At 61.7% G+C, this 13,970-nt stretch carries 9 protein-coding genes; 5 read left to right on the top strand and 4 right to left on the bottom strand.

What is annotated here, in order from left to right; genetic code table 11:
- Positions 1 to 81: 81 nt before the first annotated feature.
- From ACX2DJ_RS03555 to ACX2DJ_RS03570, 4 genes are all read left to right on the top strand, one after another.
- A complete protein-coding gene (locus ACX2DJ_RS03555) occupies positions 82 to 1,473 on the top strand; it encodes an OprO/OprP family phosphate-selective porin (protein ID WP_462571035.1) in 1,392 nt (463 codons plus the stop codon).
- Positions 1,474 to 1,565: 92 nt separating this feature from the next.
- Entirely contained in the window at positions 1,566 to 2,609 is a 1,044-nt protein-coding gene (locus ACX2DJ_RS03560) for a substrate-binding domain-containing protein (RefSeq protein WP_462571036.1), read from the top strand.
- 128 nt (positions 2,610 to 2,737) lie between these two features.
- Positions 2,738 to 3,877 (top strand): DUF2157 domain-containing protein, encoded by a 1,140-nt coding sequence (locus ACX2DJ_RS03565; RefSeq protein ID WP_462571037.1) that lies wholly within the window; start codon positions 2,738 to 2,740, stop codon positions 3,875 to 3,877.
- A complete protein-coding gene (locus ACX2DJ_RS03570; protein ID WP_462571038.1) occupies positions 3,874 to 4,437 on the top strand; it encodes a GDYXXLXY domain-containing protein in 564 nt (187 codons plus the stop codon). Before ACX2DJ_RS03565 ends, ACX2DJ_RS03570 begins: the two co-directional genes overlap by 4 nt.
- Positions 4,438 to 4,571: 134 nt before the next feature.
- Here ACX2DJ_RS03570 and ACX2DJ_RS03575 read toward each other — a convergent pair whose 3' ends face one another.
- Both ACX2DJ_RS03575 and ACX2DJ_RS03580 read right to left on the bottom strand, forming a co-directional pair.
- Positions 4,572 to 6,920, bottom strand: coding sequence for an FtsK/SpoIIIE family DNA translocase (locus ACX2DJ_RS03575; RefSeq protein ID WP_462571039.1), 2,349 nt, complete (start codon positions 6,918 to 6,920; stop codon positions 4,572 to 4,574).
- A gap of 78 nt (positions 6,921 to 6,998) precedes the next feature.
- Positions 6,999 to 7,598 (bottom strand): thiamine phosphate synthase, encoded by a 600-nt coding sequence (locus tag ACX2DJ_RS03580; RefSeq protein WP_462571040.1) that lies wholly within the window; start codon positions 7,596 to 7,598, stop codon positions 6,999 to 7,001.
- On the opposite strand from ACX2DJ_RS03580, the gene ACX2DJ_RS03585 reads away from it, so the two are divergent.
- A complete protein-coding gene (locus tag ACX2DJ_RS03585) occupies positions 7,555 to 8,229 on the top strand; it encodes a YggS family pyridoxal phosphate-dependent enzyme (protein ID WP_462571041.1) in 675 nt (224 codons plus the stop codon). The two genes, ACX2DJ_RS03580 and ACX2DJ_RS03585, sit on opposite strands and share 44 nt — an antisense overlap.
- A gap of 52 nt (positions 8,230 to 8,281) precedes the next feature.
- On the opposite strand, the gene ACX2DJ_RS03590 is transcribed toward ACX2DJ_RS03585, so the two are convergent.
- Positions 8,282 to 10,999 carry a TonB-dependent receptor gene (locus ACX2DJ_RS03590; RefSeq protein ID WP_462571042.1) on the bottom strand — a complete coding sequence of 906 codons (2,718 nt, stop codon included), beginning with the start codon at positions 10,997 to 10,999 and terminating at the stop codon, positions 8,282 to 8,284.
- A gap of 142 nt (positions 11,000 to 11,141) precedes the next feature.
- The gene (locus ACX2DJ_RS03595; RefSeq protein WP_462571043.1) at positions 11,142 to 13,901 is read right to left on the bottom strand and encodes a [protein-PII] uridylyltransferase; all 2,760 of its coding nucleotides are present in this window, start codon (positions 13,899 to 13,901) and stop codon (positions 11,142 to 11,144) included.
- Positions 13,902 to 13,970: the final 69 nt, after the last annotated feature.

The following is a 13,970-nucleotide window of genomic DNA, read 5'->3' on the forward strand; positions in this document are numbered from 1 at the left end:
GCCGCTGTGGACGCAAAATGTCATCAAACTGTCGCATCAGCGCCGTAATCACGCCATCAAACCTCAACCAAACGGAAACCAATGAGTAACATTGTGAAGCACACGGCCCCCCTTCTCGCGCTTGGCCTTGGCCTTGGCCTTTCTACACCCGCGCTGGCGCAGCCGGATGACCCGCAACTGCGCGCCGAACTGGCTGAAATGCGCGCGGCCATGGCCGCGATGGCGCAGCGCATCGACACGCTCGAGGCCGAGCTTGCCCAGGCAGAGGCCAAGTCTGACGCGGCCAGCGCTGAAGCGAGCGCTGCGAATGAAGCCGCGGCAACCGCCGTTGCAACGGCAGAGAAAGCCGATGATGGCGTCAGGATCGCCTTCAAAGGCGCACCCGAGATCAAGGGCGAGGGCGGCTGGAGCTTCAAGCCGCGCGGTCGCCTTCAGTATGATGCAGGCTTTACCTCGGTACCTTCCTCGACCGGCCGCAGCGATGGCTTCGGCAGCGAAGCGCGCCGCGCGCGGCTGGGCGTTTCGGGCGATATGCCGGGCGGCCTTGGCTACAAGTTCGAAGTCGACTTCGCCGGAAATTCTGTCGCTGTGACCGACGCTCTCATTTCCTATGACGCTGGCGGAGCCGAGATCAGCGTCGGCCAGTTCAACAATTTCCAGTCGCTGGAAGAACTGACCAGCTCGCTGCATACCAGTTTCATCGAACGCGCCGCCTTCACAGATGCCTTTGGCTTTGAGCGCCGTGTCGGTGCGGCGGCTGAATTTGGCGGCAAGGACGTGCTGGTCCAGGGCGGCCTGTTCACCGACAATATGGAAGACCTCTCCAACAAGAAATGGGGCGCAGACGGCCGCGTGGTGTTCATGCCCCGGCTTGGCAATGCGCAGCTCCATTTCGGCGGTTCGCTGCATTACACCGATCTCGAGGCGGGCGAGACGGTCCGCTATCGCCAGCGTCCACTGGTCCACTTCACCTCGGAACGTTTTATAAATACCGGCAACCTCGGTGGAGGCAGTGAATTCGGCCTCGGGCTCGAAGGTGCGGTTATCTCTGGCCCGTTCCACGCGGCGGCAGAAGGCTTCTGGCAGAACGTCAACATGCCCACCGGGATGGCCGATCCGACCTTCTTCGGTGGCTATGCCGAAGTCGGCTACTTCCTGACCAAGGGCGATACGCGCGGTTACAAGGGCGGCAAGTTTGACCGCACCAAGCCCGCCAATCCTGTTGGCGAAGGTGGCATGGGATCAGTGCAGCTCAATTTGCGTTATGATCGCCTTGACCTCAGCGATGCCGGCATCCTTGGCGGTACGCAGGACGGCTATTTCCTCTCGCTGGTGTGGAAGCCGACCGATTACACCATGCTGCTCGCCAATTATGGCAGGCTCGATTATTCGGGCGCAGTCCATCCGGCGGCGGGCGGTGACACCGATTATGGTGTCGATGTTGTGGGTGTGCGTGCGCAGGTCGATTTCTGACCGGCACCACCTCAAATTATTGTCACACTCTTGTCACGGTTGACGCCTAGTCGGGCGTCTAATCCAACCGGGAGCAAATCAAGGATAATTCCATGCGTCACTTCAAGACCACCTGCCTGATCGCCCTTTCAACCCTAGCGCTTGCTGCCTGCGGTGAAAGCGGCAATTCGGGCACACGCGATTCAATCCGTGCCGTCGGCTCTTCGACCGTATTCCCCTTCGCCAAGGCGGTGGCGGAGAGCTTCCAGAACACCAATCCGAATTTGAAGTCGCCGCTGATCGAATCGACCGGCACCGGCGGCGGCATGAAACTGTTCTGTTCGGGCATTGGCGCCAGCACGCCTGATGTGACCAATGCATCGCGCCGGATGAAACTTTCCGAATTCGAGACTTGCCAGAAGAACGGCGTAACCGAAATCATCGAAATGCAGATCGGGCTCGACGGGCTGGTGTTTGCCTCGAAAGCGGGCGGGCTCACGATGAACCTGTCACCCAAGATCGTTTATGAAGCGCTCGCGGCCAATCCCTACGGCGAGCCGCAGGCTGCCAAGACATGGGCGGATGTCGATCCTTCGCTGCCGAATGAACCGATCCTTGTTTACGGCCCGCCGTCCACTTCGGGCACACGCGATTCGCTCAAGGAACTGATTCTCGAAAAGGGATGCCAAAGCGATCCCGCGATGAAGACGCTCAAGGAAACCGACGAAGACAAGTATGATCAGGTCTGCACCGAGGTCCGCTCCGATGGCAGTTATGTCGATCAGGGCGAGCAGGACAATCTGATTGTCCAGAAGCTGACCGGCAACTCCAAGGCTGTCGGGGTGTTTGGCTACTCCTTCCTCGAAGAGAACCTGGGCAAGGTGCAGGGATTGCCGATGAACGGCGTTGCGCCAACCTACGAAAATGTCGTGAGCGGGGCCTATCCGGGCGCCCGTGAAATGTTCATCTACACCAAGAAGGCGCATCTTGGAGTAATTCCCGGGCTGAATGAATTCCTGGTGGAATGGACCCAGTCATGGGGGCAGGGCGGTCGGCTGGCGAAGATCGGACTGATCATTTCGCCCGAGGACAAACTCACCAAGTATGAAAAGGTTGCGAAAGAAGCCATCGTTATGACGGCTGACGAGCTGAAGTAAGTTTCTCACTCGCTACTTCATCGAGAAGCGCCGCTCCGTCACGCAGACGGGGCGGCGTTTCGCGTTTTGGCGAGAGTTTTCCGCAGCATCGCTTGCCACGCCATCGCAATAGGTTAGTCTGCGCCGCGATGGGTGTGCGCAAGCTCAACGGCTGGATCGAAGCGGGCCTGATCGACGCGGCCACGGCGGAGCGTATCCGTGCGCACGAGGCCCAGCATGCGCGCCCGCTGGCGCTGTGGGCGGCGTTCGGAATCGGCGCACTGGCGATCGGGCTGGGCGTGATCTCGGTCATCGCCGCCAATTGGGAAGACGTGCCGGGGCAGGTGCGCCTCGCAATCCACCTGGCGCTGATCGGAGCGCTCGCGGGTTTCATCCTGCTGCGCGGCGGGCGGATCGGGCACGACCAGCCGTGGGCGGCGGAGGTGACGCTGTTCCTGCTTGGCGTGCTGGGCCTGGCCTTTTTCGGGCATCTGGGACAGGTCTATCAGACCGGTTCACCTTTGTGGCAACCGCTCGCCGTCTGGCTGGTGCTGTTTGCACCGCTCATGCTCTCGCGCGGGCAAAGCTGGCTGCTGGCCGTGCTGGTCATGGGCGTGCTCGTCTATGCATGCTGGGATTATGCCTTCGCATACGATCGATATTTCGGCGCGGATCAGCAGCTTCCCGACAGTTGGCTGGCGCTGGTCACCGCGGTGCCGGTGCTGGCCGCCCCGCTGGGGGCATGGATGCGGGGACGCAGCCCGCGGGAAGTGTTCTGGAAGCGGATCGAGCAGCTTGCCTTTTTCTATGCAGTAGGCGGCGCATCGCTGGTCGCGATTGCGGCAGGGATCGAGAAATTCGACGAAAACGTGATGGCGCTCGATGCGCAAACGGTGCGTACGGTTCTGGCGCTGGCGGCGGCGGCTCTCGTCTATCTGACGCGGCGCAATCCTTCGGACGAGGCGAGCGCGGCGGTCATTGCGGGATCGGGGATCGTATGCCTGATCGCCTATCCCCTGTCGGGCGAGGAGTTGGCGGGCGGATTGCTGCTGATGGCGCTGTGGTTCGGCATCGCGGCGTCGGCGCTGCACGCGGGGTGGCGCGGGGTGTTCCAGGCCTCGGTGGCGGTGGTGGCGCTGCGGCTGATCGTCCTGAGCTTCGAACTGGCGAGCGACCTGCTCACCAGCGGCTTCGGCCTGATCCTCGCCGGGCTGCTGATCCTGGGCATTGCCTGGGCCGCGCTGCGGATTTCCAGGCAATATGCGCCCGCCTCGGGAGAGGCGAAATGACGGGCAAGCCATGGCACATCGCAGCCCTTGCCTTGCCGGTTGCCGGCCTCGCGGCCCTGTGGGGCTGGAGCGATTACAAGAGCCGTCAGGGCACCGATTGGGACGTGCCGGTTGCGGGGTACGATCCGCGCGACCTGCTGCGCGGACACTATGTCGAATTCACCTACGAATGGCCGGGCGAGACGCGCGATGACAATTTCTATCTGACACAGTTCTGCATCGAGGGCGAAGCGCCCGTGATCGACCGAATCGTGCCTGTAGACGATCTTGCCGTCTGCGCCCATCCGGCGCGCATCAGCACCGGTTCGATCTATGGAGACACAGGGCTGCGGAACGGCCGACTGTACATCGCGCAGACGCGCTCAGGCGAACTGCAGGAAAAGCTGGCCGATCGCGACCTGCGCGGCATTGTCCGCATCCGCCAGCGCGATGACGGGCTGATCACGCCGCGGGAGATCAGCTTCCGCCCGTTGACGGACGAGGAGCGCGCGGCCCGCGATCCGCAGCGCGAAGACGATGCGCTGCCTCCGCCGCCGGTGGTAGTCACGCCTGAGAATTAGGGTGGGCTGCGGTGACGGGCTGCGGTGACAGTGCATTTAATTGACGGCAGAGCGCGTCCCGCGCCCCGCGCGGTCGTGCGGATCGATCCAGACGACGCTAACGGTATGGCCGTTGAGGCGTGCTGCGCGGCAGATCAGAGCGGGTTGCCGTCCTGGTCGCGGAAGATCTCGCGCCTTCCGACATGGTTGGCCGGCCCAACCAGCCCCTCGCTCTCCATCCGCTCGATCCATTTGGCTGCGGTGTTGTAGCCCACGCCCATCTGGCGTTGCAGCCATGAGCCCGAAGCCTTCTGGTTCTCGATCACGATCTGGCACGCCTGACGGTATTTGCGCTCTTCGGGATTGTCGCTGGCGGTGAATTCATCCTCGTAGGAGAAGCCGCCGTCTTCGGGCTCTTCAGTGACCGCATCGACATATTCGGGCTTGCCCTGAGCGCGCCAGAAATCGGCCACGCGCTCCACCTCGTCATCGCCTACAAAGGGCCCGTGCACGCGGATCAGTGCACCGGTATTGGGTTTGTAGAGCATGTCGCCCTTGCCCAGCAGCTGTTCTGCCCCCTGTTCGCCCAGAATGGTGCGGCTGTCGATCCGGCTGGTCACCTTGAAGCTGATGCGGGTGGGCAAATTGGCCTTGATTACCCCGGTGATGACGTCGACCGATGGGCGCTGCGTCGCCATGATCAGATGGATGCCGGCGGCGCGCGATTTTTGCGAAAGCCGCTGGATCAGCACTTCGATTTCCTTGCCCACTGTCACCATCAGATCGGCCAGCTCATCGACGATCAGCACGATCTGCGGCAGCGGTTCGTAATCGAGCTGTTCTTCCTCGAACAGTTCCTCGCCGGTCTCAGGGTCGAATCCGGTTTGAACCCGGCGGCCAAGCGGCTTGCCCTTGGCGGCGGCCGCAGTGATCTTCTCGTTGAAGGAATTGATGTTGCGCGAATTGACCGAGCTCATCATGCGATAGCGCCGCTCCATCTCCTCCACCGCCCATTTCAGCGCGCGCACCGATTTGTGAGGTTCGGTAACCACTGGAGAGAGCAGGTGCGGGATGTCGTCATAGGTCTTGAGCTCGAGCACCTTGGGATCGATCAGGATCAGCCGGCATTCGGCCGGGGTAAAGCGATAGAGCAGCGACAGCAGGATCGCGTTGAGGCCTACCGACTTGCCCGATCCGGTGGTACCCGCGACCAGCAAGTGCGGCATGGCGGCAAGATCCGCCACGATCGGTTCGCCCGCTATATCCTTGCCCAGGATAATCGGCAGATTGCCCTTGGCTTCGGCAAAGGCGGCGCAAGCGGCCAGTTCCTTGAAGCTGACCATCTGCCTTGCGGTATTGGGCAGTTCGATCCCCATTACCGTCTTGCCCGGGATCGGTGACACGCGGGCAGAGATCGCACTCATGTTGCGGGCGATGTCTTCTGCCAGGCCAATCACCCGGCTGGCCTTGATGCCGGGGGCAGGCTCAAGCTCGTACATGGTCACCACCGGGCCGGTGCGCACCGCAGTGATTTCGCCCTTCACATTGAAATCGTCGAGCACATTCTCAAGCAGGCGGGCGTTGCGTTCCAGTGCCATCTTGTCGAGCTTCACACCCTTGTCCTCGGGCGGGTCGGCCAGCAGGTCGAGGCTGGGCAAATCGAAGCTGGCGAACATGTCGCGCTGTCTGGTTTCGGCCAGAACCGCCTTTTTGGGCGGCGCGGAAGGATCGCTGATTTCCGGTGCGCGCCGCGGAGCAGGCTCTGGTCTGGGATCGGTTACGGGTTTGGTCCGGCGCGCTTTGCCGCGCGCCAGCGCAAGTTGCCCGGAATCATCGCTGATTTCGCGGGTAGCGTGGTGGGGCCTCAACCGGTGCATGAAATCGGGCAGCGTCAGCAGGCTGCGCCAATCGATCGCGAAGACGCGGGTGGTGAGTGCAATGCCAATCGCCAGGCTTGCCAGCGCCAGACCCAGTGTAACCCAGCCCGATGCCCCTTCGCCGAAGCGCGCAGCCACCGCTTCAATCGCTGCGGCACCCAGCAGGCCGGACATGCCGCCCATTTGCGCGGGAAGCGTGCTGCCCGGTCCTTCGAACGTCAGACCCAGTACGCTTGAAAGCAGGATCATGGCCAGCACCAGCATTGCCAAGGGCAGCCACCAGCGGGTGGTATCGGGCTCATCCTCATGCTCGACATCGCGCCACAATTTGCGCGCGCCGATATAGAGAAGCGGCAATAGCAACACCGACGTTATGCCGAAAGTTGCCAGCACCTTATCGGCCACCCATGCCCCGCTCGCGCCCATCCAGTTGCGGATGTCCTCTCCCGAGGCGGCGGTTGAGCCAGAGGGATCGGTTTGAGTATAGCTCGCCAAGGCGAGGGCAAGGAACAGCATCAGCGCGAATAGGCCGCCGGCACCGGCCATCTGCGCAGCGCGGCGCATCGAGCGGCGAAACGCCGCGCGCCAATCTGTCGCGCCCTTCTTGCTCATCGCGCGGGTGGCCATGCCTTTTTCCTCCTGCTGGAACACACCATGAATCCTTGGCGAGTCCCGCGTCAAGAGGCGTGCGGCCAAGCGAGTCCCCTATAAGAGCCCGTCAATCGCCGCCCAACGCGGCCAATCGAGTTCCTTTGCACGTTCTGCATTCATACCGCCCAAGGCGATAACCGGCATCTCCGCCTGCAAAGCGAGTGCCTTGAAATGTGATATTCCGAGACAAGCGCCACCTTTATGGGAACGGGTGGGAAAAACCGGCGAAAGAAACACGCCATCGACCATTGCGCGATTCGCGAGGAAGATTTCGCGCGCATCGTGCGCGGTTGCGAGGCGCAGGAGGCGGGGATCCTTGCCCAGCTTTCCCGGCGACCCATAAATTCCGTCTGCACCCCATTCGATTGCTGTGTCGGCGTCACCCGACAAGATGACCGAGTGGTGGCCAACGCGGGCAATAGCGGCCAGTTCGTCAAATCTCCGACGTCGGGCGCCAACGCTCAAATGATAGTGACGGAACACAAAGGCATTGCCTTTGGGTAGCGTGGCCAAAGCCCACTCGAGCTTAGCATCGTTGCGCTCGTCTGAAATGAGCCAAAGGTACGGGAGAGGCTGGCCTTGTGTCACGCACCCGCTATAGCGCAGCGCGATGGAAATGGCAGACAATCCGCTCGACCAGGTGCGCGCCAGCATCGCCCGCGCCTGCAAGTCCGCGCGCCGCGATCCTGCGGACATCACCCTGATCGCGGTCAGCAAGACGCAACCGGCCGAACGGATCGTGCCGCTGCTCGAACAGGGGCAGCGGGTATTCGGCGAAAACCGGGTGCAGGAAGCGCAGGGCAAATGGCCCGCGCTGCGCGAAGCTTATCCCGATGTAGAGCTGCATCTCATCGGCCAGCTGCAATCGAACAAGGCGGATGAAGCTGTTGCGCTGTTCGATTATATCCACGCGCTTGACCGGGCCAGCCTCGTCAAGGCGTTGGCCAGGGCGATGGACAAGGCTGGCAAACGCGTGCCGTGCTTTATCCAGGTCAATGTCGGCGAGGAAGAGCAGAAGGGCGGCTGCGCCATTGCCGATCTGCCTGCATTGATCGAACAGGCGCGCGACGCCGGTATCCCGATCGCCGGGCTGATGTGCATCCCGCCCTTCGATATCGAACCCGCACCCTTCTTTGCGCTGCTCGCAAAACTCGCGGCGGACAATGGACTGGACAGAGATGCGGGCGGCCTCAGCATGGGGATGAGCAGCGACTATCCAACCGCGGTGATGCTGGGCGCGACGCATGTGCGTGTGGGCACCGCGCTGTTTGGGGATAGGGCCTAAAATGAAACGGGCGACCCGAAGGCCGCCCGCTTGTGAGTGCTGGAACGATGCTTCAGAACTGGCCGCGCAAGGTCACCCCATAGGTGCGCGGCTCTGCCAGGAAGGCCGAGAAGGTCTGCTGCGGAGCAACGAAGGGCGTGTTGAACGCAACCTGCGTATAATCCTTGTTGAGCAGGTTGTTGGCCCAGAATTCGACTGCCCAGGCGCGGTCGGGGCCGACTACCCCGACACGGCCGTTGACGATGACATATCCGTCCTGCTCCTTGCCGAACAGCAGGTCGGAACCGGTATTGAAATCATCGGTCATGCGGGCGTTGACGAAGAACAGGCCGGTAAGGCCGGAATCACCGATCGGCGGGCTCCAGTTGAGCGAAGCCGTGCCCACCAGTTCCGGTGCGTTCGACAAATTGTCGCCCGGAAGCAGGCGCAACGCCGGATCAAGCGGCGTGCCGGTGTCATTACCGATCAGATTCTTGCCATAGCTCGTATCCGCGTAGGTGATGCCAAAGCTCGCCGATAGATCCGGGATCGGTGAAACAGTGGCTTCCAGTTCGAAGCCCTGGGCCACCACGCCAAACTTCACGTCATCAGTGTCGCAGGCGCCCGTGGCGGCGCTGGCATCGCGGTCAGCTCCACCAAGATCGGCGCTGCAGCCATTGATGTTCTGCACCAGGAATACCGAGCCATTGAAGGTATTCAGCTGGAAATTGCTGAACTGCTGGCGGAATGCGGCAATGCTGGCCGAAAAAGCGCGGGTTGAATATTTTGCGCCGATTTCAAAGGCATTGACCGTTTCCTCGTCGAACTGAAGATTGGCGGTGTTGAGATTGTTGGCATCAAGGAACAGCGGATTGGCCAGTGCCGAACGATCGAGGTTGAAACCGCCCGCCTTGTAGCCGCGCGAATAGCTGGCATAGAGCAGCAGATCGGGATCCACCTTGTACGAAAGCACCGCTGTGCCGGTGAATTCATTCTCACTCCGCTTGTCATCGATCGAGACACCGTCAAGCTCGGCGTTCGAATTGCCCTGGCAGGACAGCGCGATCAACCCGCCTGCCAACCCGGCAAGAGGGCCGCCCAGCAACCCGCTCAGCAACGCCCGGTTCTGCGGACAGAACACGTTGTCATTGGCGAAGGTGGCATCCAGCTTCTTCGATTCATCGGTGTAACGCAGGCCGAGTGTGAGATCGAGCTGGTCAGTGATGTGGAAGATGTTGTGCGTGAACAGGGCGATGCTTTCGCTCTTCTGGTTGAACACGTCACCTGTGCCGCCCACATCGCGAACGTTCGATAGATTGGTGATGCCCTGAACGATCAGCGGTGTTGCCGCACCAAATGCGCCCGCGCCGCCATTGGCATTTGTCAGGGCAGCGATATTCGCGCCGAAGCAATCGGTCGCACCGGGATTGGCCAGCGCCGGATTGATCGCCAGCGCGATGCGGCATGCGGCAAAGGTGCCATACTGCGTGCCAAAACGCAGATTGTCGCGCGTCTGCAGCTTCTCATTGGTGTAGAAGCCGCCAACCAGCCAGTCGAGCCGACCGCCGAAGGCGCTGCCGTTGAACCGCAGTTCCTGCGTAAAGGTTTCAAAATCGCGCGCGCCGGCGTTGCGCCCCGGAGCCCGGTACAGGATGTCGACCCCGGTGTAATCGGTGTCGGAGGCCTGGGTATTGAAATATTCGCGATAGGCGGTGATCGAAGTCATCGTAACATCGCCAAAGCTCCAGTTGAGCTCGCCCGAAATGCCGTAATCTTCGGTCACCCCGTCATAGCTGCGCCCCTCCGTGGGATAGATAGTGCGCTCGAACGTGCTCTGGTTGAGGGCTGCCGGGTTCTGCCCCAGCGCCAGCAGGATCGGAACGATCGGGTTCGATGTGCTGGTCAGCGCCGGACCGCCCACGGGCCGGGTGAAAGAGTCCAGGCCGGGGCTCATCCTGGCCAGCGGAGCGAAGTCGGGCTGCACGAAAGTTGCAGCGCAGCAGGCTTCTTCCTTGCGGGAATAATCGCCGATCAGGTGGAAGCTTATATCGCCAGTCGGTTCGAACAGCGCTTGCGCGCGGATCAGATAGCGGTCGCGATCGTTGACCGTCGTATTGTTGACCGCGTCCTCGATAAAGCCGTCACGCTCGAAATAGACACCATCGATCCTGGCCGCGATTTTGTCGCTGAGCGGTGCGTTGACGCCAGCCTCGACCCGAATGGCGTCGAAATTGCCATAGGTAAAGGCGCCATGGCCGCTGAAGACGAATTCGGGAGGTGCGGTGTTGACACTGATCACGCCTGCGCTGGAGTTGCGCCCGCCCAGCGTACCTTGCGGACCGCGGCGAATTTCGATCGACTCGATCGGCCCAAGCTCGCTGAGCGCATTGCCCGAACGCGAACGATAGACGTTGTCGACAAACACCACGACCGAGCTTTCGAGGCCCGGGTTGTCACCCACGGTGCCGATCCCGCGAACGCGGGCAGAGCCATTGGCTTCGTTGCCGGTTGAGGAAACGAGCAGCGAAGGAGCGATCTGTGTCAGATCGCGGATATCGTTGACCCCCGACTTCTCGAGCACTTCACCCGATACCGCCGATACTGCGATCGGAACATCTGCCAGAGACTGTGCGCGGCCTTGTGCCGTAACGATGATCTCGCTTGCGTAAGGGATATCGCCAGCTTCATCCTGTGCTGTTCCGGCGTTGTCCTGCGCCATAGCCGCCGGAGCAAGTGCCATTCCAGCGCCCAGCATTGCCAGCGCAGAAAGCGAACTGAATCTATGGATCATTTCCGTCTCCTCTCAAAAACTTGCCGGTATGATAAGTTAACGGTAGCCCGATGCAACCGGCATGCCGCACCCACAGGATGCAATTCGCAGGCCGGTATCGTTTTTGCCACACCTGCCTGACCACATCTGCCCGCACCCCCGTTCAGGCTTGTTCGAGCTGCCTTTGGCGCGTGTCGCTTGCGGCATAGAGCAGGCGTTGCTCGATTTCGGCGAGCCGGTCAGCCGCGGTAATCTTGTCGCCGGTCAGATCGGTCACGTAGAAGGTATCAGCCGCGCGCTCGCCGTATGAGGTGATATGCGCGGACTGGACCACAAGATTGCTTTCGAACAGTGCGCGTGCGAGCCGATTGAGCAATGCCGGGCGGTCCCGCGCATTGACTTCGATGACCGTGAAACGGTTCGAGGCATTGTTGTCATAGGTAACGCGCGGCGCAACATCGAAGGTTCCCGCGCGGCTGCGTGGCAGCGGACGCGCCGCCAGCTTTGGCACCAGCTCGATCCGGTTGGCGAGCGCGTCACCGATCGATTTGCGCAGCCGTTCCAATTGCCCCTCTTCACAGAACGGCTGGCCGAGGGGGTCCTGCACCAGGAAATTGTCGACCGCCCAGCCCGACCGCGCGGTATGAATACGCGCGTCGATGATGTTCGCGCCGGCCAGCGCGATGCCCCCGGCAATACGATAGAACAGGCCGGGGTGGTCGGCGGCAATCACACTGACCAAAGTGGCCCCGCGTTCCGGGTCGAATTCGCACTCGATCGAAAGGTGTTCCTCGACCAGTCGCGCCGCATCATATTGCACCAGATTGCGCGCGATCATGGCTTCGGGTTCGGCGATCCAATAGGAATCGTCGAGCAGCGCGCCGACTTCCTCGACCAGATTCGCCTTGTCGCCCAGTAATTCGCGCACAGCCTCGCGCTTTGCCGCCACGCGCTGGCGGCGCCCCTCGCGCATATGGCCCAGCCGCAAGCGTTCTTGTGCGGCATCGTAAAGCTCGCCCAGCAATTGCCGCTTCCAGCTGTTCCACGTGCCCGGCCCCACCGCGCGGATATCGACCGCAGTTAGCATCACGAGATTGCGCAGGCGCTCCAGGCTTTGCACTTCGCCCACGAAGTCCTCGATCGTCTTGGGATCGGTCAGATCGCGCTTGAAGGCGGTCGCGCTCATCAGCAGGTGTTGCCGCACCAGCCAGGCGATGAGATCGGTTTCGTTTTCACTCAGGCCTAAACGTGGGCACAATTCACGCGCGACCTCCGCCCCCAGTACCGAATGATCGCCGCCGCGCCCCTTGGCGATATCGTGCAGCAGCACCGCGACATAAAGCGCACGGCGTGAATTGATGCGGTGGATCAGCCGCGCTGAGCGCGGATGGTCGGCATTGAGTTCACCCTTCTCGATCCGGCTCAATAGCCCGATGGCGCGGATCGTATGCTCATCGACGGTGTAGTGATGATACATGTCGAACTGCATCTGCGCATTGACCCGGCCGAAATCGGGTATGAAGCGGCCAAATACCCCCGCTTCGTTCATCCAGCGCAGCACCGTTTCGGGATCGTTGCGGCCCGCCAGCAACTCAAGGAACAGCGCATTGGCCTGCGGGTCCTCGCGCACATCGGATCTGATCAGCGCGCTGTCGCGATCAGCCAGGCGCATGGTTTCAGGGTGGATCTCCAGACTGTTGGCTTCAGCCAGCTGGAAGATTTCGATCAGCCGCACCGGATCCTGGCGAAACCAGTCATCCGATGGTGCCGCGATCTTGCCGCCAAATACGCGGTAGCCCTTCAGCAGGCGCGATTTCTGCGCCCAGCCGGCAAAGAAGCCCTTGCGCGCCCGCTTGCCTGCAAATTCATTGTCGAGATGGGAGAGGAACACTCCTGTCAGGCTGCCCACCCGCTTGGCCTGGAGGAAATAGAACTGCATGAAGCGTTCGACCGCGCTTTTGCCGGGGCGGTCGGCGAAATTCATTCGTGCGGCAACTTCGCGTTGCAAGTCGAAGGTCAGCCGGTCTTCCGGGCGCCCGGTGATGATGTGCATGTGGCACCGCACCGCCAGCAGGAAGCCCTCTGCGCGGCGGAAGCTGCGGTATTCGGGCCGGGTCAGCAGGCCGACATCGACCAGCTCGGCGGCGCTGCGCACCCGGTGAATATACTTGCCGATCCAGTACAGCGTCTGCAGATCGCGCAGGCCGCCCTTGCCTTCCTTGATATTGGGCTCGACCACATAGCGGCTGTCCCCCATCCGTTTATGGCGGGCATTGCGCTCTGCCAGCTTTTCGCTGAGGAATTGCCGCTCGCTGCCCTTGACAACATCGGCCCAGAAACGGGCACTGGTTTCCTCGTCGAGCTTGCGGTCGCCCCAGATGAACCGGCTTTCGAGTAGCGCAGTGCGGATGGTCAGATCCTCGCGCGCCATGCGGATAGTGTCATCTACAGTGCGGCTCGAGTGCCCCACTTTCAGGCCCAGGTCCCACAGGTAATAGAGCATTGCCTCAATCACCTGCTCGCACCACGGCGCACGCCTGGTCGGTGTGATAAAGGCGATATCGACGTCTGAATGAGGCGCCATTTCAGCCCGGCCGTATCCTCCCACCGCCAGGATCGCGAGCCGTTCAGCACGGCTACGATTGGCCACCGGGTAGACGTGCTCGGTTACGTGATCGTGCACCACGCGCACGATCTGATCGATCAGGAACGATTGCGCGCCGGTGCATTCGTGCCCGGCGGATGGTCTTTCCTCAAGACGACGGGCTATCTCGGCGCGACCTGTGTCGAGCGCGTCGCGCAGCAGCTTGACGATCTGCGGGCGCGCCTTTTCACCCTTGTCGGAGGCGAGCGCGTCGATCGCTTCGGCAAGCGCACGGCGATCGATAATCGCCCGCTGGTTTGTGACCTTGGGGGAACTCAAGCCGGTTCTCTGCCTCGCTGCTAGAGCCTGATCGTGTGAGATTGAAGCGCTTCGGTTTCGATCTCACAC

This window comes from Altererythrobacter chaiwopuensis (genome assembly GCF_054957755.1).